This window comes from Gracilibacillus sp. D59, from assembly GCF_052246695.1.
GTDB lineage: Bacteria > Bacillota > Bacilli > Bacillales > Amphibacillaceae > Gracilibacillus.
This window is the reverse complement of record NZ_JBQQCK010000003.1, coordinates 1-21215: the sequence shown is the minus strand read 5'-3', so window position 1 is coordinate 21215 and position 21215 is coordinate 1. Positions and strand designations below refer to the sequence as shown.

Below are 21215 nucleotides of genomic sequence, written 5' to 3'. Positions count from 1 at the left end.
ATCATTTCCATACTGATCTTAAAGACCATTTATCTGCCTTTAATACTCTTGCTTTTCCCCCTTCAGCAAATAAATCTACTTCGTTACTAGAAGAGTGAGGATATATCCTGTTTGTTATAACTTGCTCACCATGATTCACAAATAACTCCATTGATGTAGTATCAAGGAATATTCTTAAGTTCAATTTTCCATCAGTTTTAGAATTATATGGTGCCTTGTAAACCCCACTTTTTCCTTTACCTGCTGAGGTTAGGTCCACTATAATTTCTTTATTAATCGTATCTACTTTAATAATTGTTTTTTCTGATCTATCTGTAGAGCATCTTAAATGAAGACCAAATACAGGTGAATCTGAATTAACGATATCAAAGTCAATGCATAACTCAGTTGCAATTCCATCTAACTTGGGAAACCTGTGCACTCCATGTATTTCAAAATCCTGAATGTGATGATGATTATTTCTTAAGGCTTTTAATTCTTCAATTGGTTGCTGTATAAAAATCCCGTTATGATTATAGGTTAATTCTCTAGGAATGGTCATAGCTCCAACCCAACCATCTTCCTCAGATGGTCGTTTTGAGAACCACATATCCATCCACCCAATCATAATTCGTCTTCCTTTTTCATCTTTCAATGTTTGGGGGGCATAAAAATCATGACCATAATCCAAGAGTATACTTCTATCTTGGGAGAATTTTGCGACTTTGTAATCCATCTCACCAAAAATAATAATAGGTTTTTCATTTTTCTCCCCATACATCGGTGATAATATAAGAGCATGTTCTTTTTCTAATGGAAATAGGTCTGGACATTCCCACATATCTCCTTGTTTACCGTTACTTTCAGCTACTACTCCTCTATATCCCCATTCTATTAAATCGGATGATTGATACAAGAGAGCTTTTCCTTTCCCGTCTTTTTTAGAACCTACTACCATATAATATTGATTATCATATTGCCAAACCTTAGGATCACGAAAATCCTTTGACCCATCCTCCGGGAAATAGTCAATTACAGGATTTTGATTTTCTTTGATAAAATGTATTCCATCTCCACTTTTCGCTATACATTGTACTTGCATAGATTCACGTTCAATAGAATGCCCTGTATAAAGTAAATACAATTCATTATCTTTTTCTATAGCACTTCCTGAGAAACAGCCATGGTCATCCATTGTACCATTATCATAATATTCAGAAGGTGCTAATGCCACGGGAAGATGTTCCCAATTGACTAAATCTCTACTTTTTGCATGCCCCCAATGCATCGGTCCCCATTTTGGAGCATAAGGGTAGTGTTGATAAAACAAATGATATTCACCTTTATATTGAACAAGTCCATTCGGGTCGTTCATCCAACCTACAGGTGGCATCATATGATAATTCAATCGATATTTTGTATTTCTTACTTTATTTTCTTGTTGCTTAATATAATTAGTTGCTTGATTAACATGTTCACTATGATTTTGTGTCATGAAGTTGTCCCCTTTACTTTGTTGTAACAATAAATTTCTCTATCCTTTAACAGACCCTAATGTCATTCCACTAACAATGTATCTTTGCACTAGTATGGAAAATATCATTACTGGTAAACTAAAACTAACTGCTGCAGCTGTCATGGGACCCAAATCTAAGTTATATGCTGTTAAAAATTCAGAAATTCCAACAGTAGCTGTTTTAGCATTTGTACTAGTTAATAATAAAGCAAATAAAAAGTCATTCCATGCCAGCATAAAGCAAAATATTGAGGTAGTGGCTAAACCCGGTAAAGATACTGGTAATATTACTTTTAAAAAAGATGTAAAAATATTGCATCCATCTATTCTCGCCGCTTCATCAAATTCTTTCGGAATATTATTAAAAAAACCCATCATTAACCAAATTGCAAAAGGAACATTTATGCTTGTATAGGTTATAATTAAGGCGGCATGAGTATCAATTAACCCCATTGAATTAATAATAATATACATTGGAATCGCAATACTTATCATAGGTATCATGCGAATACATAAAGTAATTAAAAGAAATACATTTCCTAATTTCGATGAAAATCTTGCTAGCCCATATGCCGCTAATGCACCCAAAAAAACAGACAATACTGTACTAATAAAAGCTGTAATAAAACTATTAAAAAAGTAACTTAATATTGGCATCTGATCAAACATAGAAATGTAATTCTCTATTGAAAGTTCTTTTGGAAAAAACGTTGGAGAATTACTTATTGCTTCTGAAGATGGTTTAATAGATGTAAAAATAATAAATATATACGGACTTATAAACAACAGTGCTAGTATGGTCGTGATAAAACCTATAAACTGTTTATTATATTTCCTAATCCATTGAAACAGTGATTTTTTTTCTTGAGTTGTATTACTTAAAGATTCCATTTTCCATCTCCTCTCTATTTTTTGTTTGCTTTAAACATACTTACAAGGAAGTAAGAGCTAAGTAACAATAGAAGAATGATAAACAGCACTGCCATAGCGCTTGATTCACCAACCTCACCATATCTAGTTAATGTTTTATACATATAGGTACTTAACACTTCCGATGAGTTAGCAGGACCACCTTGTGTTAAAACCCAAACAATATCGAATGTTCTTGCTGCATCTACTGTTCGAATTAATATCGCTACAACCATTACTGGTAGTAATGATGGTAGTGTAATATAAAAAAATGTTTTGAATTTATTTGCTCCATCAATTTTAGCTGATTCATACAAAGTATTTGGAATTCCTTGTAAACCAGCAAGTAATACTAGCATCATAAATGGTGTAGTCAACCAAATATCAGCAATGATAGTCGATAGTAATGCCGTCCTATCATCTGATAACCACTGAATAGCATGCCTACTCGAAGTGATATTAAAGTCATACAATAATTGATTAACAATACCAAATTGACTGTTCAACATGAATTTCCATATTAAACCAGACACTAATGGTGCTATCATTAATGGACTCAGCAAAATTGTTCTTACTAATCCATGTCCTTTAAAACCAGTATTTAATAGCATAGCGAAAAATAACCCCAACAATAGTTCAGCACTAACTGCAACTACAACATAAATCAGTGTGTTAGTTGTTGCCCCCAAGAAACGTTCAGATTTAATAGATTCTATATAATTACTTATACCTACAAATGTTCCTGAATCTTGCGAGATCATATCTACTTGAAAGAAACTATCTTTTATCAAAAGCATTACAGGAAAAAATAGAAATATAAGCATAAACATACCTGCTGGTGCGAAAAACAAAAAGGATATTTTTGATTCTTTTGTCATAAAACCACTCTCCTTCTAAGATGATTTGATTGAGAAAAGGATAGGAAGTAAACCTATCCTTTTTCAGCTTTGTGTTTAATTTACAATACCTTCGATTATTTCTTTTGCTTCACCTAAAGCCTCTTGAGCTGTTGCCTCTCCACCAAGTACTTTTTGCACTGCTGGAATTAACGCTTCACTTTCTATTTCTTGCCATTGAGCAGTTGATGGTCTATTTTGTGTTTGAGCTGCATTTAATGTTGTAGCTAATGGCGTCAAATGCGAATACTTATCTTGTTGTCCATACTCCTCAAACACAGATTGTCTTGCGGCTACACCTAACGCATCTGTATAAAGCTCATTTTTCTCATACATAAACTTAAGATATTCTTTTGCCATTTCCTTCTTAGTTGACGAAGCTGGAATAACTTGATACCAAGGTCCTGGCACAACGCCGATTCCCGCTTCACCTGCAATCATTGGTGCAGCTCCAACTTTTCCAGCTACATCAGACGTATTGGGGTCATTTGCCGGCACATAGAAATGTCCCCAAGCTAACATCATTGCTAAGTTTCCGTTATAAAATAATTCTGCCGTTTCTGCTGAAGCCGTTTCCATAGTATTTTCTGGAACAATTCCATCCGTTGAAACTAAATCATTTAACATATTTAATGCCGTTACATGATATTGGTCATTAACAACCACTTCTCCTTTATCATCCAATACCAAATTATCTGCTCCAGCTTGTGTCACGTGGTCTAACCAACTTGCCACTGAGTCACCGGAACTTGCACCAAAAACAGTTGTTCCGTAAAGCTCTGGATAATCTTCATTATTGCCAAAGAAGCTTGCGACATCTTTATATTGTTGCCAATTCACTGGTGGCGCTAATTCATAGCCGAATTCAGCTTCAAATTTACTTTTATTGTTTTCGTCTTCAAATAGATCTTTTCTATATAATAATATTTTGGAGTTTGTCCATGTTGGTAATCCATAAACGTTACCTTCAATTGTTGATCCATCTATTAATCCGGGAAATAGGTCTCCGCTCATTTCATCTGTTACGATATCCTGAATAGGTTCTAACCCTTCATAAAATGCTGGGAGCCAAATTGTATCAATGGTTGCAACATCAAAAGCGCCTGCACCTGTTGTTAATTCTGTTCTCATTCGATCATACACACCTGTATATGGTACAGATTCGATTACTACTTCATAACCAGTCTCTTCTTTAAAAGAATCACGTGTTTCTTCGGCAACTGTCTCTGCAGGACTTCCACCCTCAACTAGTACTGTCAATGTATTATCTTCGTTATTTTCCTCTACAACTTCATTATCATCTCCACATGCGGATAACAACAATCCAACAAATAATAGAGTTATTAAAAATAATAATTTCTTATTCATATTATAAACCTCCCACAAAATATTTTTATTTTTAGACTTCCTACCTTTTATTTATCCCAAAGCACATGTTCAGGCCGTTTCATTTCATTTCGGATATTTAATCGATTACGTAATCGATTAAATAATTAAAGTAAAAAAATCTTTTAAATAGATTTCCTTACTTTAAGTTGAGCTTTCAATTTGATATGATTAGCTTTTGTTTGATTTTTATTATTGATACGATTTAAAATACATTCAGCAGCCTTAAATCCGATATCAAAGGCTGGTTGGTTTACCACTGATAATGGTGGTGTAGTTATTTTAGTCCAATCATAATTATCATATCCAACCACTGCAATATCTTCTGGCATTTGCAAACCATTATCTTGTATACATTTAACTGCCCCCATCGTCATAATATTATTTGCAATAAATAATGAGTCAATATTGTTACCAATAAGCTTCTCTGTTAATTCATAACCAGATTGAAAAGAAGAAAGTCCTAATTCAATAAACTTGTCGTTAAACTGGATATGATTATCTTTCAGTGCTTGTTTGTATCCTTCAAATCTTTCATTAGTTGTTGTAATACCTAATTCAGAACTGATAAAACCGATTTTCTTATACCCTGAAGTCACTAATTTCGCCACACCGTCATATGTTCCTTGGAAATTATCAACCAATACATAATCACCTTTATAATTAATCGGTAACCTATCTATCATTACTATTGGGAAGTGATTGTCTAATACTTCCTGGATATGGACAAAATCATCATTTGTTGGTGCTAATATTAATCCATCTACTAATTGGGTGTTAAACATTTTTATTCTATTTATTTCTTCTTGCATATCTTCTTTAGAGTTACTTAATATCAAGTTATATCCTTTTCTGTTTAAATTTGCTTCAATCCCTTCAGCAATTGACATAAAAAATGATTTAGATGTATCATCTTTTTTTACAGGAATTAAAAAACCTATTGTATTGGTCTTCGTACTTCTTAAACTTCTAGCAGCTGAATTAGGACGATAATCTAGTTCCTCCATTACTTGTACAACTCTTTCGGTAACTTCTGGAGAAACATATCTTGTTCCATTAATCACATGTGATACCGTTGCTGTAGAAACATTTGCACTTTCAGCGACATCCTTAATTCTAATGTTTTTCTTTGAGTTATTGCCTTCCATTTCCCTCACCAATCCAACATCTTATATTGTAATCGTTTACGTAATCGATTAACCAAATTGTAATATTTTTTGATTTATAAGTCAATACTTTTTTCAAAATAATCCATCATTCTTTAATGTTTCTATATCTAGTAGCAGGTAATATGACGATCATACGAGTTATTATAAATTGCACTTTTTTCTTCCAGCAAAAATACTTTTATAATAAAACTTATACAAAAGCTGTGCTTAAAAAAGCACAGCTTTTAAACAAATAAACTACCTAGGCCATCTCTTTTTCGCATCTACTATAGGTTCAAATGGATGATGTGGCTCCGTTTGATACCAATACGCAACAGAACATACATCATCTTGCCTTTCAAAAAGCCCGTTTTTATAGACACCGATTTGTTGCACAGTTACTTTAAGTTCCTCTTCAAATCGAATAGGATCTAAAATATGCCAACGATAAAAACCTCGCATAGGTGGTACATCATCATTATGGTAAGGATTATGAACCATTTCATCATGCCGTGAATAATACGGATAACCTAGGTAAGGCGTACAATACGTGTTTTCCACCGTTCTCCCATTTTCTTGAGAAGCAAAACTCCATGCTCCGCCAAAATAGTCTTCCAAGCCTGTACCACAAATAGTAGGGTAATCGGTATCTCCATCCAGATACATCTTCACTTCTCCTTCTCCCCACCAATATCTCTCTAAAGTTGCTAGACCTATATACGTACCAATATATTGTCCTTTTCCTTTAATTCCATCAATAATCACATAGTCTTCTGCTTTATTCGTAATTTTTTGGCGATTCCATTTCGCATGGAAATAAGCTGTATTTTTCGGTAATTCATCATGTAGAGCATAATCAATTTGATAAAACAGAGCAGGTATTGGTCCCTCATGTTGATTTTCAATGGTAATTTTCGCCTTTTTATGAAATGGCATAGCAAAGTAACTATTAAAACCACGCGTAGGGTTCACAGCAATCGGTAATGAATTCACTTGACAGCCTCTTCCAAACCCATTACAGAAAAAGTCACCTAAAGGTGTTACTACCGATGGATGTTCTTCGTCATCCCAATACATACGTAATACTAAATCTCGTAACACAAAGAAGTTTTTATCCGTTTGATCTGTTACGGTCATCCATATATGTTGAATGACACCAGGCCCTTCTATATCACATAAAGTGACTGTTTCACCAGGTTGTACATCTCTTAAACAAGGAGATCCTTTTCGAGACGGCCCTAAATGACTCGCCGCTTTGCCACCAGCACCTTTCTCTCCTTTAGGATTTTCTGCTGTAATAGCTCTAGATTTTACATTATTCGTTAATGGTAATGTGGATAGACTATTTAAAAACATATCTTGCATCATAACTTCTCACTCCTTCAAACAGTTTGTTATTATTGTTTAACGCCACCTTGCGTAATACCTTCCATAATGTTTTTCTCAAAAAATAGTACAAATAAGATAATAGGTAATATGATAAACCAGCCCATTGCACTGATTAGATCCCAAGGCACCTCAAAGTTACTCTCTCTTGGTACTGTTGTAATTCCCACACTTAACATTTTAATTTTATATGTGAAAAATAGTGGGGTAAAAAACTCATTTAAACTAAGAATAAAATTAATAATCGAAACAGTTGCTATCGCGGGCTTCATAAGTGGAAAGTATATTCTAAATAAAATATGACCAAAATGAGCACCATCGATTTGCGCTGCTTCTTCTAAAGATGTTGGAATCTGCTTAACAAAGTTATATAAAATCAAAACTGAAAATGGTAATAATAAACTGGTATAGAGAATAACTAAGCCTAAATACGTATCAACTAAATTGAATGACTTCATAAAATCATACAGTGGCCTAGCTGTAATGACAGGTGGTATTAATGCTGAAAATAATAATAACCTAAAAGCCCAACTAACGCTGTTAAATATTTCGAATCTAGCAAAAGCGTAGGCTGCAGCTGTCCCCAAAATAATTGTAGAAATTAAGGATAACGCTGTTACAACTAATGTGTTCCATGCCATTACTTCTACATCTAAGTCAATAAATAAATCAACATAATTTTGAAATGTAAAATTCTCTGGAAAATAATTAATTGGCGTTGAAAATAACTCTCCTCTAGGTGTGATTGAAGAAACAAATATCCAATATAGAGGAACTAAAATGATAAATGCAACACCAAATGTTAATCCCCACCTTACAAAAAATTGCAAAATATACTTTTGTTTTGCATTCATAAAATCCCTCCTAGTACTGTGCCTTTTTAATAAATAATAGATTTATGGCACTAAACGCAATCATGATAAAGAACAACATTAAAGCTAATGCAGATGCATAACCAATATTTAAATTTGTAAATGCTTCTACAGCAATCCTGTATGCCAATAGACTAGTTGAATCGCCTGGACCACCAGAAGTCATTGCATACACTAAGTCATACATGGTTATTCTCCACATTGTAAAGAAGATGCATAAAGTTAATAAAGTAGGCGTTATCATCGGGAGCGTTATTTTAAAGAAAGATTTTAATCCATTAGCACCATCAATCTTTGCTGATTCGTAAATTTCTTCAGGAATAAATTGTAAACCTGCTAACACTAAAATCGCGAAAAACGGAATATCCTTCCATAAATCTACTAATATAACAGACAACTGTGCTGACCATGGGTGTATAAGCCAATCAAAATGAAAATCAGGATTAATTCTTCTTACTAAGTCATTGATTAATCCATAACTATCATTAAATGCCCATTTAGCAGCTATACCAGTAACGACCATGGGCATTGCCCAAGGAATTAAAGTAATCGTTCTTAAAAACTTTTTTCCTTTGAATTTCATATTAAGCATCAAAGCTAAAAATACGCCTAAAATCACATGAAAAACCATAGAGACTACAGTAAAGATAATGGTAAAGTTAATAGAAGATTGTATTTTTTCGTCTTGGAATATATAGAAAAAATTTTCGAGACCTATAAACGTTGCTTCCCCACCTTTAAACATATTAATTTCAAAAAAGCTATTAATAAATGTTACGATCAAGGGATATACAATAGTAAAACCTCTAACAAGCAGTACAGGTAAAATTAATAACCAGGCAATTTTCCACTTTACTGATTTCTTCATTGTTCCTTGCATTTTGATCACTCTCTCTTTTAAAAATTATCGGAAGAAGATTATCTTCTCCCGATAAGTAATATGCTATTGATTAGCTAGTCGGTCAATTTCGGATTGTGCTTGTTCAACAGCTTCATCTAATGTAATCTCATCTGATACATAATTTTGGAATATACTACCGATTCCAGTTACAAACTCCATAGATTGTGGAACTAAAGGTCGCCCTCTTAACGTACTTTGTTCAATATATTGTTGTACATGCTCTAAGCCTGGAGCAGAAAAATCAGGATCATTTAACACATCTAATCTCGCTGGTAAACGTCCAGACATTTCATAATACGCTACTTGACCTTCTGGTGAAGCCAAGTATTCCAACACTTTTTTCGATGCTTCTTTTTTCTCAGAAGAACCATTAATGACATGGTGCCAAGAAGCAATATAAGCATCATTCGTTTCAAACGTAGGCATCGGAGCAATATCTAACTGATCAGGACCATAAGCCCCTGCTTCATCAAACGTTGGAATAGCCCCTGTATACATAAACAACATACCATATTTATCATCGATAAATTTCTGAATCATTGGGTCATAAATATCCGCCAATTGACTAACTGGTGTTACTTCTTCTTCATGTGCTAGATCATGTAAAAACTGTAGTGCTTCCTGGGTTTTAGGATTTTCCCAGTCAAAATAATCTCCACCAAATAAATTTATAAATGTACCTATTTCATTAAATACATAACTTCTTTCCCATGCACCACCGTATCCATACACACCTTCATCTACATCAGTAACTGCACGTGCATATTCTAGAAATTCTTCTTTATTAGTTGGTGCTTCCATTCCAGCTTCATCTAAAAATTGGTTGTTTACCCAGAATGCTAATATTTCTAAATAACTAGGAACAGAATATACGCTTCCTTCATACGTAGGTATATCATTCATATATTGTTCTGCATAATTTGATATAACATCTTCTGTCATTACATCATTCTCAAGTGGCTCTAAATAGCCCGCCCGTGAAAAAGCCGTCATCAACTCATCATTAATATGCATAATATCAACTTCTGTATCGCCAGAAGAAAGAATGGTTGTCATTCTTGCTACCATATCATCGGGATTAGTAGGAGTAACAATTACATCGATTCCTACGCCTGTTTCATCTAATATTTTTTGTTCTAAATCATCCCATCCTTCTCTCGAAGAATCATTTGTCATCCAAGTAATGGTTTCACCTTCTACATTTTCAGACCCTTCTTCTGAATTTGTTTCTCCAGCATTATTCGAATCTTGATCATCCTCACTTGAATTATTTACACCAACACAACCTATTAATAATGACATGAACATTGCAACGACCATTAACAATAAACTAGAGCGAAACTTATTTTTTAACATTGCGAAAACCTCCCACTTTTATTATAAGCGCTTACATCAATTTAAGGATCCTATACTTTGCATTATAGAGTGTCGACAAGAAATAGAAAATGTAAATTTTATAGGTTTTCTTTATAAAAATTCTAGGTTCACTTAAATTTTCCCCTAGAAGATAGTATATTAAGTAATAACAAATCCACTAAAGTTGGTGAATAGATTTGCGGTTTCTACTAATAAACATAAAATCATTTTTTTCTAAATTCAGAAATAAAATTATGGTTAATTTTCTAATTATTGCTGTTATCCCTATAATTATAGTTGGTGTATCCTCCTATGTATTGGCTTACAGTATTGCCAAAGATAAAATAATTGATTCCGTAACTTATTCAAGTACGCAATTAAACGCTTCTTTATCAGAAAGGTTTAATCAAATGCAAAATGCTGCAGATGTAATGGAATATCATATGTATTCATTAATATTACAACCAAATACTTCTCTAACAAGTCAATTAAATACATATAGTAATGTTCGAAATAGCTTATTTAATTTAAGTAGTACATTTAATTTCAGGAATATCAGTGTATACACAAACGAGAATTACATCTTTAGTAGTGAAGGGATTACTTTCTTTTCCTATGATGATTTACAAAATAGAAATCTCTCAATAGATCAGTTAAAGTCACAGACGAACCAAAACAATTGGCGAGTAATGTCAGATATAACAGAACCTTTTGTAAAATATAATTCAAACACACCACAAAATTACATCTCTACCTATAAAGCGTTTCAACTAGCTAACAGCAATCAGATTGAGTATGTTTATTTTATAGATATACCCACAGATGAAATCAAAAAAGTATTACAAGAAAGAGAACTTGAAGACTCGATTAATATATTTATTACTAATGAATTCGGAAAAACTATTATAGGCAACCCCAATTTTGTAAATAAAACCACTATTACTGATGCGATACAGAAAGGCACAACAGAAAACGTCACAGTACTGGAGAGAGGGGATACTACCCTTATTACGCTTAAAAATCCTGTCACTCAGTGGAATGTGATCACAGAAGTTCCGAATAAATACATTCGAAATAATACACAAATATTAATCAATATACTATGGATTACTGTTATTTTAACGATTGTTGCAGCTATTATTAGTAGTTTATTCATTTCTGTGAATTTAAGTAAAAGAGTGAATAAAATAGCGTCTACATTGAAAAGATACAAATCTAATAGCAGTAAGGCTGCTCTTACCAATATAAATCTTCCAGTATCAAAACAGACGGAATACCATGATGAATTTGACCTGCTTTCACAAGTATTTAACGATATGTCGAAGAAGATGAAGGAAGATTTTGAACAAATCATTGAAATGAAAGAAATTGAAGAAAAGATGCAGTTTGAATTGCAACAAGCTAAAATAAATCCACATTTCTTATATAATATTTTAGACTCGATTAAAAGCTGTCAAAGTTCAGGAAACATATCAGAAGCTAATGAAATGATCACAAGATTAGCTAGATTCTATCGTTTATTATTACGTAAAGAAGAGGAGCTAATTCCAATAAAAGATGAATTAGAAATTGTCCAATTATTTTTGGAGATAGAGAGTATTAATAAGGAAAATACGTTCTCTTGGAATATTAAGAAAGATGAAATGATAGAAAATTTCTTGATACCAAAGTTTGTTTTGCAACCGATAATTGAGAACTCTATTAAACACGGACTATATAATGGAAAAACTACACTTCATATCCAAATTAATATCCTATACGACGAGGACGACATACTTATTCAAATACAAGATGATGGGGTTGGAATAGAGTGCGCGATTTTACAAAAAATAACAAATGCTTTAAAAACAAAAGAAGTTGATTCCAATAAATTCTTTGGTATTAGTAATGTTAACTTTCGATTATTAAGATTTACGAATCAAAACCAACCTTTGAAAATTTACAGTCACTTGCATAAAGGAACGACAATAAAAATGAGAATGAATCCCATGCTGTCTGAAAACGAGTTAGATTCAGAAGGAGAATGACAACCATGAAGAAAATCATAATCGTTGATGATAATTATAAAACAAGCGAAGGTATCTTTCGTCAAATAAATTGGGAGCAATTAAATATAGAAGTTGTTGATATTTTCACCAATCCTGAAGAAGCTTTAAACTGCCTACAAAAGCAAAGTATTGATTTGATTATTACTGATATAAATATGCCTTCCATGAATGGCATAGAATTAACTAAGAAAGCTTTAGTGCTAAACCCTATGATAAAAGTAATTTTTATTAGTGCCTATGATGAATTTCGTTATGCCCAAGAAGCTGTAAGGTTAGATGTATGTGATTATATTGAAAAACCGATAGATTTCGAATATCTTCATAAATTATTAAATTCTACAGTAGAAAAAATTGATGAAGAAAATGATATTTTATATCAAATCAAAGAAAACAAACCACTATTAACAGAGAAATTCTTTATTGACTTAATTGAATCCAGTCCAAAGTATGCTTCCTATTATTTAGCTGAACAAGCTAGATTTTTGGAAATCAACACAAATGATGAAGCATATGTTTGTATTATTTTTGATATCAAAAATTTGCGTACATTAATGACAAGTCATAATATTGAACAGTGTCATATTTCTCTTATTCAATTAAAAAATGCTTTCTATCATTCTTTTATTACAATGGGTTCAATATACTCTTTTCAACAAGGAGATAATATTATTTTCATTATTGGAACACAGAAAGATCAGTATAAGAGACTAAATCGGGATTTAGAAAAGTTTTCAAACTTTTTTCAAACAATACTTTCTTATAAAATTGGAATTGGAGTCATTGTAAAAGATATTTGGGACATTTCTATCTCATTTAATAGAGCTGAACAGGCTCTTGAACATCAATTCATATACCCTGAAACAAATATCTTTATTGCGAAAGAATTAGATGATCGCCAACAATCTCCGCTCATTTTTACCGATGAAGAGGAAGATTTACTAGTTCGATTGATTTCAACCAATAATTTAGAAGAAATCAAACAATTTATTGATAACTTGCGATTGCATTGGACTGATCAAGGTGCATCGAAAAATTTTATTCATGCTCATATTTATAAATTAATTTCCAGAATAATGAAATTCTCACAGGATACGAACATTATTGATAATAAATGGAGCCAACAAGTATCTTTGTTTTTTGTTGATATTCATGAAATGGAAACACTTGAACAAATAACAAATCATTTTTATATTCTGTGTGAAAAGTTGTGTAGTAAATTTGATCAATCCATTTCAAACAGGACAGAGATTGTTACAGAGGAAATTAAAAACTATATCCATAACCATTACATGGATTATAATTTAAACCTTAATAGTATTGCTGAAGAAATAAATCTCAATGCATCGTATATTGGTTCAATCTTCAAAAGAGCGGCAAACACAAACATTCCAAAATATATTACGAAAATCAGAATGGAGCGAGCAAAAGAATTACTAGAAAATCCACAACTTAAAATAAAAGATATTAGTGAACTAGTGGGTTATGCTAATCAATATTACTTTAGTGCAAGTTTTAAAAAATATTATGGTAAAACTCCGTCAGAATTTCGATCATAAATTATATAATATTGACTGGTACAGAGAGTGGATCAAAGCGGAGCAAAACTGACCCCTTTTAATAATCAATAGAATGATAATATATTGTCGAGGTTATGCAAAGTCCCTTTTTATTAATATTGTATAAGATGCATTAAACTTTTTATCATCTGCACAATTAAGGAAAATTTGAGTATTGCGGACTTTTGAGCAACTGAATAAGGATGTTTGAGAAAAATGTCGCTGTGTATCTGTGAGATTACCCCCATGCTTGTTGAACCTTTGAGCTGGGCTTCTTGGGTCTACCCACAGAGCGACATCTGACTCTTGCACCTTTAAGCCCTGCTTTAGTACGCTCAGATAAAATATCTCTACCAAAACTTCATAAGTTTCCTCCTCAATTATTCTCTTGAAATAAGAGTATCAAAAAGGGTTAATTATGTAAATTTTGACAATATGCTTTTGATACGGTTATTGAGACATTGTAGAGATATTCGAATGAATCAATTTCGGATTTTGATGTTTGAAGGACTTTCGGGGAAAGTTTATTCTTACGTCGTACCATTCGAAAAACCCCTTTCGGATTAATATTCGAACAATAGACGTCTTTGACGCATTTTGGTTCGCACGTCTAAAACGTGCATAAAAACGCAAAAAAGCGACTTGGATTTTCGTCCAAATCGCTTTATTTCAACGTTTATAAAATACCGGTGATCGGGGTCGAAATAGTAGGTGAAATGCTGATTTAATAAGATTTTTTAGATGTATTGTGTGAAAAATGTGTAAATTAACTATATTATTATGTAGAGTAGGTTTTAATTTATTACCTGCTCTCTTTTTAGGAAATTAGAACTTCTTCAATATTCCTATTCACTTAAACATCAAAGCTGTTTACACTATTCCATAATTCCCCTGATGGTTAAATCATTTTTCTATGTCATAGTATCGTTGTACTGTACAGTAAATGACTTTGTTTTGTTAGATGTACCTCTTCAAAATACGCTCTCTCTACTTTATTAAGTATTTTTATTTACAAATTTATTTATATCTTTTTTCAAAGCCTCCCTGTTCTTTATGATTCAATACCAATTAGAAGATAGCTAAGTTATCACTTTTTAATAAAACTGAATAAATGTCCTAAATAAGCAGATAATATTTAACAACAATACATATGGAGGATTACTATATGCGAGAAGAAAAAAATCTAAGGTTAACATCTTCTGAGATTTCAGTGGTTTGGAGCAGCTATCAAAATAACAGTTTTTCTATTTGTATTTTGAAATATTTTTTAGCCAATGTTGATAATCCCGAAATAAAGTCAGTATTACAATTTGCATTCGATATATCAGTTGAAAATTTTAATCGTTCTAAAGAAATACTACAAAACGATAACCAAACGTTGCCAATTGGATTTACTGATGAAGATGTGAGTCCAAACGCCCCACGTTTGTTTTCAGATTCATATTATTTATATTACCTTAAGAATATGTCTAAAGTTGGATTGTCTGTTTATGGTGTAGCTTTAGCAACTGCTGCACACTCTGATGTCCGTCAATTCTTAAGCCAAGCGATACACATTTCAACAGAGTTATATAATAAAACAGCTGAAGTGTTATTATCAAAAGGATTATTTGTAAGATCCCCTTATGTGACAACTTCCGATCATATTGACTTTGTTGACAAAAAGAGCTATTTAGGTGGAGTGATAAATTTTAACAACAATAATCGGCCTTTGAATGTTGTAGAAATTACTCATATCGAAGCAAACGTTGAAACGAACGCCGTAGGTAAAGCTCTTATGGCAGGTTTTGCCCAGGTTGCTAAGTCAAAAAAAGTTCGAAACTATTGTTTAAAAGGGAAGGAAATAGCAACAAAACATGTGCAAGTCTTTACTACTATGTTAACGGATGATGACCTTCCCTCGCCAATGCCATGGGATTTGGAAGTAACTGATTCAACAGTGTCACCATTTTCAGATAAATTAATTATGTTTCATACATCATTGCTCATTGGTTCAAGTATTTCAAATTATGCAACTGCCTCAGCAGCCAGCTTAAGAATAGATATCGCAACGTCTTACGTTCGTCTATCAACAGAGATTGCTCAGTTTGCAAAAAACGGTGTCGATATAATGATTAAAAATGCTTGGTTAGAACAGCCTCCACAAATACCAGATCATAGAAGGTTAGCAAAAGATTAATGTGTATACCTTTTATACTCTAGAAGAAAGATGATGCTTATAAAATGAGCAACGATCAGATAGAAAAATTACTATGGTCAATCGCACTACCAGGATTTGCTCAACTCTTAAACCGAAAATATATAAAAGGAATTACCTTTATAATATTGGAGGTTATTGTAAATGTTAACTCGAATTTCAACTTAGCTATTATGTTTAGTTTTCATGGAGATATTTTAACTGCTATTGAAATCGCCAATTATCAATGGCTTATGTTTTATCCTTGCTTATACTTTTTTGCTATGTGGGATGCAATTAAAGATGCTAAAGGTAAAATTCCCCCCTTTAGCTTTATTCCTCTCGTATTTGCAGCTTATTTCGTGACGATAGGGTTAATCTACTCTTCTAAAATTAAAATATTCGGGATTTTACTTGGACCAGTGTTTTTACCAATACTCTTCACGTTACCAGGTTTATTGATAGGATTTTTAATTTTAAAAATAATAAAACAAGTGAAAAAGAATTAATCGCCTTTTTAACAAATCACTTCCACAAGGCGATTTTTATTTTTCACTGAAGGATCACCTCTTCGTATACTCTAATGTTTTGGTTAGCTTAAAGACATTCTGAAGACATTTGTTGCACAGTAAGCGTCTACTATGTAATTAAATAGTTAATTTAGCGCGTTTAAAAAGGAGTTTTCGTGTTAAACATCAGTTGCTATTTGTCTATGATTTTTCTCAATATCCTCTTTCTTATATTTTTTAGTATTGGTTCCTTTTGTAATTGGTATATCTATTACTTTCTTTGCATTGTTCCAAAATTCAAAGTGATTAATATAAACAATATCAGTTAGCAGGTTATTTTCAAGAGCATACTCTATCCAGTTTCTCTTGCTTGTAAAATGTTTCTTATGCTCTTTTGCAATATTTATTAGTTCTTTTTCTGAGTATCTTCTTTTGTTACCTCTCAATCCTAAGGCTGCTTTCACGCAATTCCATGATCCAAATACATATATTAAACGTGAGGAAGCAGGATACTTATATTTGCTAAAGCATCCCACTCAGTCACTGTCATTTCTTAAGATTAATCAAAATACCTAGCAGCCCCATATTTTACGATAAATAAAAAGAAACCATTTTGAAGAATCTTTGATTAAAATGGTTTCTTTTTAAGCAAATTTAAGTTTCCAATAAGCGCTTTAGGTTGTCATCAATAAATTTATTATCAACACTGTTGATTCCACGGCCAGCAAAATGACCCCAGATCGACTCGATAGGATTAAAAACAGCATTAGGGATATGCTTAGCCTCATATTCGTTATCATCCGCCGTGCAGAAGAGATCCGTGATACTTGGCATGATGATAGCAAGCGCTTTAATGCTGTTAAGCGCCACATCGAACTCTCCGTTATAGACGGAGTTTGCACTAATATCTCCATTTTGTCCAGTCCATAACATAGCTAGGACATTGTGTGGATCCATCCTCATAAAGCTATCTTCCCAGACTCCAGCCACAAAATTTTCCAATGAATCATATCCCATCTCACGATAAAGTTCCTCTTTGTAAAAGGTCTGAGATAAGCCCCATCCCGCATAGACACGACCAACAGCGCGCATGTCTGCTGAAATCAATTGGTTTAGTTTACTTAAATCATGGCCAACTGCAGCCATGAGAGCAGCTTTCATTCCGTCCAGAACTATATAAGTTTGCGGCCAAGTCTTTGCACCTCCACAGAAGGGGGCAATTCGTTCCACCATGTCGGGATAGCTTGCCCCCCATTGGAATGATTGAACACCTCCCATTGACCATCCAACTACCAGAGTGATCTTTTGAATGCCGAATTTTTCGGTCACCAGTCGATGCTGAAATTTAACGTTATCATAGATGGTTACCTGAGGAAAATTAGCCTTGTCGAATGGAGCATGAGTATTACTAGGAGACGAAGATAACCCGTTTCCCAGCAGATTTGGAACGATAATGAAATATTTCCTCGGATCTAGTGCCATGCCGTTTCCAATCAACCATTCATTCTGAACATGATGGTCGCCAAAAGCAGTTGGATAGACGATCACATTATCTTTCTTTTCATTCAATTCTCCATAAGTCTTATATGCTAGAAATGCGTTCGGTAACGTTACTCCTGATTGCAAGGTTACGTCACCCAAATCAAAAATCTCATAATCCATTCTATTGTCGCCCCCTTCAAAAATGAAACACATCTAGAATGTATTTCTTGTACTAAGTATAATCCCATGGTACTCTCAATAAAAGTGAATAAAATTCAAATCAGCATTCAATAATATTGAAAATAAAAGGGGGAAAGTATAATGGAATTGCGCCAACTGAAAACGTTTCGCACAGTTGCTTCCACCTTAAATTTTAGTCGGGCTGCGGACGCGCTGAACTACGTCCCCTCCAACGTTACGATGCAAATAAAAGCATTGGAGGATGAGCTTGGTGTTCCTCTCTTTGACCGCTTGGGCAAGCAGCTCGTTCTCACCACTGCGGGTAAACGCTTTTTAACTCATATCCAAAGCGTTCTAGACAAATTAGACGAAGCTCGCAATAGCGTTCATGACAACGAAGATATTAGAGGCACCCTTACAATAAGCGCCAACGAGGTTCTTTGCGCCTATCGCCTCCCAGTTGTCTTTAAGCTATTTCGTTCCCGCCATCCAGGAGTTCGACTTATTTTCCGCTCTGTTCCAAATCAGGAACTCAAGCAAACACTCTTTGATGGAACCGCGGATGTCGTCTTTATGCTGGACGAAACCATTCTCTCAACGAGACTTGCTGTAGAACCGTTACTGGAAGAAACTTTCCGCTTGTTCGTTGCTCCTGATCATCCACTTGCGAAACAACCTGTACTGCAACAGGAAGATTTTCACGGAGAAGTATTACTGGTTAATGAAAAAGGCTGTCCCTATCGAACCATGTTTGACCGATCATTTGAGAAAAAGGGCATTGATAGTATTACTTATTTGGAGTTTCAAAATGCCGAAGCCATTAAACAATGTGCAATTTCTGGAATCGGTATTGCCTTTCTTCCTGAAATCACAGTGGAAGCAGAAGTTGAACGGGGTGATCTTGTTGCTCTTCCATGGCAACTTTCGGACCTACAAGTATATACTCATATGGCTTGGCATAAAGAAAAATGGCTTTCACCAATCATATTGTCTTTCATAGAAGCAGCAAGGGAGGTTATCGCTATAGAGGAGGAGAATAAAACCGTTTAGAAAGCACCTCAACTGCAAGCTCTTTGAACATTGATCCGCAACTGTTTAGGGACAAGAACTATAGGAATTAATCTACTAAAAAAGACCTCCAACACGAACGTTGAAAGTCAGAATTCAGATGATACCTGAGGTGGGATTCGAACCCACAAGCCCGAAGGCACGGCATTTTGAGTGCCGCGTGTATGCCAGTTCCACCACTCAGGCATTAATAATAATAATGGAGGCGGCAACCGGATTTGAACCGGTGATAAAGGTTTTGCAGACCTCTGCCTTACCACTTGGCTATGCCGCCTCGATATACATATTATATGATATTTAAATGAAAATGTTAAATACAAATGGAGCGGAAGACGGGATTCGAACCCGCGACCCCCACCTTGGCAAGGTGATGTTCTACCACTGAACTACTTCCGCATGAATGGCTGGGCTAGCTGGATTCGAACCAGCGCATGACGGTACCAAAAACCGTTGCCTTACCGCTTGGCTATAGCCCAATATTTTAATGGGGCGACCAGTGGGGATCGAACCCACGCATGCCGGAACCACAATCCGGTGCGTTAACCACTTCGCCATGATCGCCATAATGAGAAAAAACAGGGGTAGTAGGAATCGAACCCACACTGGAGGTTTTGGAGACCTCTGTTCTACCGTTAAACTATACCCCTACGTTTATCATACAATATAAAATTAATAAAATGGTGGAGGGAGTAGGACTCGAACCTACGAACCCGATGGGAGCGGATTTACAGTCCGCCGCGTTTGGCCAACTTCGCTATCCCTCCATAATTATAAAACCTATTAAATAAGAAAGAGAAATCTTTAAAAGTGGTGGCTCGGGACGGAATCGAACCGCCGACACACGGATTTTCAGTCCGTTGCTCTACCGACTGAGCTACCGAGCCAAGAATTGATAAGTTTATAGTGGCGGTCCGGACGGGACTCGAACCCGCGACCTCCTGCGTGACAGGCAGGCATTCTAACCAACTGAACTACCGGACCAAATTTGGTTGCGGGGGCAAGATTTGAACTTGCGACCTTCGGGTTATGAGCCCGACGAGCTACCAGACTGCTCCACCCCGCGATAATATGAAATGTATTAATTTGTGAATGGTGGAGGATGCAGGGCTCGAACCTGCGACCCCTTGCTTGTAAGGCAAGTGCTCTCCCAGCTGAGCTAATCCTCCATAATACAGGAAGTTGTAAACTTAACATGTCTTCCTTTACTTATTCTTGTTGGTGACCCGTACGGGATTCGAACCCGTGTTACCGCCGTGAAAGGGCGGTGTCTTAACCACTTGACCAACGGGCCTATATTAAAAGTGGCGGAGAGCGAGGGATTCGAACCCTCGGTACGGCGTTGACCGCACACACGATTTCCAATCGTGCTCCTTCGGCCACTCGGACAGCTCTCCATTTGGCTCCACAGGTAGGATTCGAACCTACGACCGATCGGTTAACAGCCGATTGCTCTACCACTGAGCTACTGTGGAATGGAAGAAAAGTGCCTGGCAACGTCCTACTCTTGCAGGGGCGCGAGCCCCAACTACCATGGGCGCTGGAGAGCTTAACTACTGTGTTCGGCATGGGAACAGGTGTGACCTCTCCGCTATCGCCACCAGGCTTGTACTGTTATTTTTAGTGACAAAGAATATTATACTATGTATTCTCAAAAAATCAAGTAAAAATTTAATATACTTTCAAAACTAGATAAGAGTGAATCAACAAGATCAAACAAATCATATAGTTAAGTCCTCGATCGATTAGTATTCGTCAGCTGCACATGTCACCATGCTTCCACCTCGAACCTATCTACCTCATCGTCTCTGAGGGATCTTACTCTATCGAATAGATGGGAAGTCTCATCT

At 34.7% G+C, this 21215-nt stretch carries 16 protein-coding genes, 14 tRNA genes and 2 rRNA genes; 5 read left to right on the top strand and 27 right to left on the bottom strand.

The window, feature by feature from the left end:
- Position 1 precedes the first annotated feature (1 nt).
- From ACTWP4_RS06500 to ACTWP4_RS06460, 9 genes are all read right to left on the bottom strand, one after another.
- Positions 2–1474, bottom strand: a complete 1473-nt coding sequence (locus tag ACTWP4_RS06500; protein WP_443127954.1) for a glycoside hydrolase family 32 protein — start codon at positions 1472–1474, stop codon at positions 2–4.
- 39 nt (positions 1475–1513) lie between these two features.
- Positions 1514–2386 (bottom strand): carbohydrate ABC transporter permease, encoded by an 873-nt coding sequence (locus ACTWP4_RS06495; protein ID WP_443127953.1) that lies wholly within the window; start codon positions 2384–2386, stop codon positions 1514–1516.
- A 14-nt stretch (positions 2387–2400) separates the two neighbouring features.
- Positions 2401–3282: a carbohydrate ABC transporter permease gene (locus ACTWP4_RS06490; RefSeq protein WP_443127952.1), complete on the bottom strand. Its 882-nt coding sequence runs from the start codon at positions 3280–3282 to the stop codon at positions 2401–2403.
- A 75-nt stretch (positions 3283–3357) separates the two neighbouring features.
- Positions 3358–4668, bottom strand: a complete 1311-nt coding sequence (locus ACTWP4_RS06485) for an extracellular solute-binding protein (RefSeq protein ID WP_443127951.1) — start codon at positions 4666–4668, stop codon at positions 3358–3360.
- Between the two features lie 143 nt (positions 4669–4811).
- Positions 4812–5834: a LacI family DNA-binding transcriptional regulator gene (locus tag ACTWP4_RS06480; RefSeq protein ID WP_443127950.1), complete on the bottom strand. Its 1023-nt coding sequence runs from the start codon at positions 5832–5834 to the stop codon at positions 4812–4814.
- 258 nt (positions 5835–6092) lie between these two features.
- Positions 6093–7202 carry a glycoside hydrolase family 172 protein gene (locus tag ACTWP4_RS06475; RefSeq protein ID WP_443127949.1) on the bottom strand — a complete coding sequence of 370 codons (1110 nt, stop codon included), beginning with the start codon at positions 7200–7202 and terminating at the stop codon, positions 6093–6095.
- Between the two features lie 29 nt (positions 7203–7231).
- Entirely contained in the window at positions 7232–8074 is an 843-nt protein-coding gene (locus ACTWP4_RS06470; protein WP_443127948.1) for a carbohydrate ABC transporter permease, read from the bottom strand.
- Positions 8075–8084: 10 nt separating this feature from the next.
- The gene (locus ACTWP4_RS06465) at positions 8085–8972 is read right to left on the bottom strand and encodes a carbohydrate ABC transporter permease (protein ID WP_058306003.1); all 888 of its coding nucleotides are present in this window, start codon (positions 8970–8972) and stop codon (positions 8085–8087) included.
- A 63-nt stretch (positions 8973–9035) separates the two neighbouring features.
- Positions 9036–10349 (bottom strand): ABC transporter substrate-binding protein, encoded by a 1314-nt coding sequence (locus ACTWP4_RS06460; protein ID WP_443127947.1) that lies wholly within the window; start codon positions 10347–10349, stop codon positions 9036–9038.
- 317 nt (positions 10350–10666) lie between these two features.
- Between ACTWP4_RS06460 and ACTWP4_RS06455 the strand changes: the two genes are divergently transcribed.
- From ACTWP4_RS06455 to ACTWP4_RS06440, 4 genes are all read left to right on the top strand, one after another.
- A complete protein-coding gene (locus ACTWP4_RS06455; RefSeq protein ID WP_443127946.1) occupies positions 10667–12376 on the top strand; it encodes a sensor histidine kinase in 1710 nt (569 codons plus the stop codon).
- A gap of 5 nt (positions 12377–12381) precedes the next feature.
- A complete protein-coding gene (locus ACTWP4_RS06450) occupies positions 12382–13953 on the top strand; it encodes a response regulator (RefSeq protein WP_443127945.1) in 1572 nt (523 codons plus the stop codon).
- Positions 13954–15118: 1165 nt separating this feature from the next.
- On the top strand, positions 15119–16132 hold the full coding sequence (locus ACTWP4_RS06445; protein ID WP_443127944.1) for a DUF3231 family protein: 1014 nt from the start codon (positions 15119–15121) through the stop codon (positions 16130–16132).
- 44 nt (positions 16133–16176) lie between these two features.
- The gene (locus ACTWP4_RS06440; protein ID WP_443127943.1) at positions 16177–16638 is read left to right on the top strand and encodes a hypothetical protein; all 462 of its coding nucleotides are present in this window, start codon (positions 16177–16179) and stop codon (positions 16636–16638) included.
- Between the two features lie 179 nt (positions 16639–16817).
- Here the strand turns inward: ACTWP4_RS06440 and ACTWP4_RS06435 are convergent, their stop codons facing one another.
- Both ACTWP4_RS06435 and ACTWP4_RS06430 read right to left on the bottom strand, forming a co-directional pair.
- Positions 16818–17102: a hypothetical protein gene (locus ACTWP4_RS06435; RefSeq protein WP_443127942.1), complete on the bottom strand. Its 285-nt coding sequence runs from the start codon at positions 17100–17102 to the stop codon at positions 16818–16820.
- A gap of 190 nt (positions 17103–17292) precedes the next feature.
- The gene (locus tag ACTWP4_RS06430) at positions 17293–18300 is read right to left on the bottom strand and encodes an alpha/beta fold hydrolase (protein ID WP_443127941.1); all 1008 of its coding nucleotides are present in this window, start codon (positions 18298–18300) and stop codon (positions 17293–17295) included.
- Positions 18301–18441: 141 nt separating this feature from the next.
- Here ACTWP4_RS06430 and ACTWP4_RS06425 point away from each other — a divergent pair, with 141 nt between their 5' ends.
- Entirely contained in the window at positions 18442–19350 is a 909-nt protein-coding gene (locus ACTWP4_RS06425; RefSeq protein WP_443127940.1) for a LysR family transcriptional regulator, read from the top strand.
- A gap of 122 nt (positions 19351–19472) precedes the next feature.
- Here the strand turns inward: ACTWP4_RS06425 and ACTWP4_RS06420 are convergent.
- From ACTWP4_RS06420 to ACTWP4_RS06345, 16 genes are all read right to left on the bottom strand, one after another.
- Positions 19473–19554, bottom strand: a tRNA-Leu gene (locus ACTWP4_RS06420).
- A 14-nt stretch (positions 19555–19568) separates the two neighbouring features.
- Positions 19569–19642: transfer RNA gene (locus ACTWP4_RS06415), tRNA-Cys, on the bottom strand.
- A 47-nt stretch (positions 19643–19689) separates the two neighbouring features.
- A tRNA-Gly gene (locus tag ACTWP4_RS06410) sits at positions 19690–19764 on the bottom strand.
- A gap of 5 nt (positions 19765–19769) precedes the next feature.
- Positions 19770–19844 (bottom strand) — tRNA-Gln (locus ACTWP4_RS06405).
- Between the two features lie 9 nt (positions 19845–19853).
- A tRNA-His gene (locus tag ACTWP4_RS06400) sits at positions 19854–19929 on the bottom strand.
- 15 nt (positions 19930–19944) lie between these two features.
- Positions 19945–20015, bottom strand: a tRNA-Trp gene (locus tag ACTWP4_RS06395).
- 31 nt (positions 20016–20046) lie between these two features.
- Positions 20047–20132, bottom strand: a tRNA-Tyr gene (locus ACTWP4_RS06390).
- Positions 20133–20176: 44 nt separating this feature from the next.
- Positions 20177–20252 (bottom strand) — tRNA-Phe (locus ACTWP4_RS06385).
- A 20-nt stretch (positions 20253–20272) separates the two neighbouring features.
- Positions 20273–20349, bottom strand: a tRNA-Asp gene (locus ACTWP4_RS06380).
- Between the two features lie 5 nt (positions 20350–20354).
- Positions 20355–20431, bottom strand: a tRNA-Met gene (locus ACTWP4_RS06375).
- Positions 20432–20458: 27 nt separating this feature from the next.
- Positions 20459–20534 (bottom strand) — tRNA-Val (locus ACTWP4_RS06370).
- Between the two features lie 50 nt (positions 20535–20584).
- A tRNA-Glu gene (locus tag ACTWP4_RS06365) sits at positions 20585–20659 on the bottom strand.
- Between the two features lie 11 nt (positions 20660–20670).
- A tRNA-Ser gene (locus tag ACTWP4_RS06360) sits at positions 20671–20762 on the bottom strand.
- Between the two features lie 3 nt (positions 20763–20765).
- Positions 20766–20840 (bottom strand) — tRNA-Asn (locus ACTWP4_RS06355).
- 13 nt (positions 20841–20853) lie between these two features.
- Positions 20854–20970 (bottom strand): 5S ribosomal RNA (rrf, locus tag ACTWP4_RS06350).
- Between the two features lie 120 nt (positions 20971–21090).
- Positions 21091–21215 (bottom strand): 23S ribosomal RNA (locus tag ACTWP4_RS06345); the annotation flags it as partial.

What these genes read in the sequence shown, in the direction of transcription:
- ACTWP4_RS06490 (WP_443127952.1), bottom strand. Translation starts at nt 3,282, where the DNA reads ATGACAAAAGAATCAAAAATATCCTTTTTGTTTTTCGCACCAGCAGGT.
- ACTWP4_RS06480 (WP_443127950.1), bottom strand. Translation starts at nt 5,834, where the DNA reads ATGGAAGGCAATAACTCAAAGAAAAACATTAGAATTAAGGATGTCGCT.
- ACTWP4_RS06445 (WP_443127944.1), top strand. Translation starts at nt 15,119, where the DNA reads ATGCGAGAAGAAAAAAATCTAAGGTTAACATCTTCTGAGATTTCAGTG.
- ACTWP4_RS06465 (WP_058306003.1), bottom strand. Translation starts at nt 8,972, where the DNA reads ATGCAAGGAACAATGAAGAAATCAGTAAAGTGGAAAATTGCCTGGTTA.
- ACTWP4_RS06430 (WP_443127941.1), bottom strand. Translation starts at nt 18,300, where the DNA reads ATGGATTATGAGATTTTTGATTTGGGTGACGTAACCTTGCAATCAGGA.
- ACTWP4_RS06425 (WP_443127940.1), top strand. Translation starts at nt 18,442, where the DNA reads ATGGAATTGCGCCAACTGAAAACGTTTCGCACAGTTGCTTCCACCTTA.
- ACTWP4_RS06495 (WP_443127953.1), bottom strand. Translation starts at nt 2,386, where the DNA reads ATGGAATCTTTAAGTAATACAACTCAAGAAAAAAAATCACTGTTTCAA.
- ACTWP4_RS06440 (WP_443127943.1), top strand. Translation starts at nt 16,177, where the DNA reads ATGAGCAACGATCAGATAGAAAAATTACTATGGTCAATCGCACTACCA.
- ACTWP4_RS06470 (WP_443127948.1), bottom strand. Translation starts at nt 8,074, where the DNA reads ATGAATGCAAAACAAAAGTATATTTTGCAATTTTTTGTAAGGTGGGGA.
- ACTWP4_RS06475 (WP_443127949.1), bottom strand. Translation starts at nt 7,202, where the DNA reads ATGATGCAAGATATGTTTTTAAATAGTCTATCCACATTACCATTAACG.
- ACTWP4_RS06460 (WP_443127947.1), bottom strand. Translation starts at nt 10,349, where the DNA reads ATGTTAAAAAATAAGTTTCGCTCTAGTTTATTGTTAATGGTCGTTGCA.
- ACTWP4_RS06450 (WP_443127945.1), top strand. Translation starts at nt 12,382, where the DNA reads ATGAAGAAAATCATAATCGTTGATGATAATTATAAAACAAGCGAAGGT.
- ACTWP4_RS06500 (WP_443127954.1), bottom strand. Translation starts at nt 1,474, where the DNA reads ATGACACAAAATCATAGTGAACATGTTAATCAAGCAACTAATTATATT.
- ACTWP4_RS06485 (WP_443127951.1), bottom strand. Translation starts at nt 4,668, where the DNA reads ATGAATAAGAAATTATTATTTTTAATAACTCTATTATTTGTTGGATTG.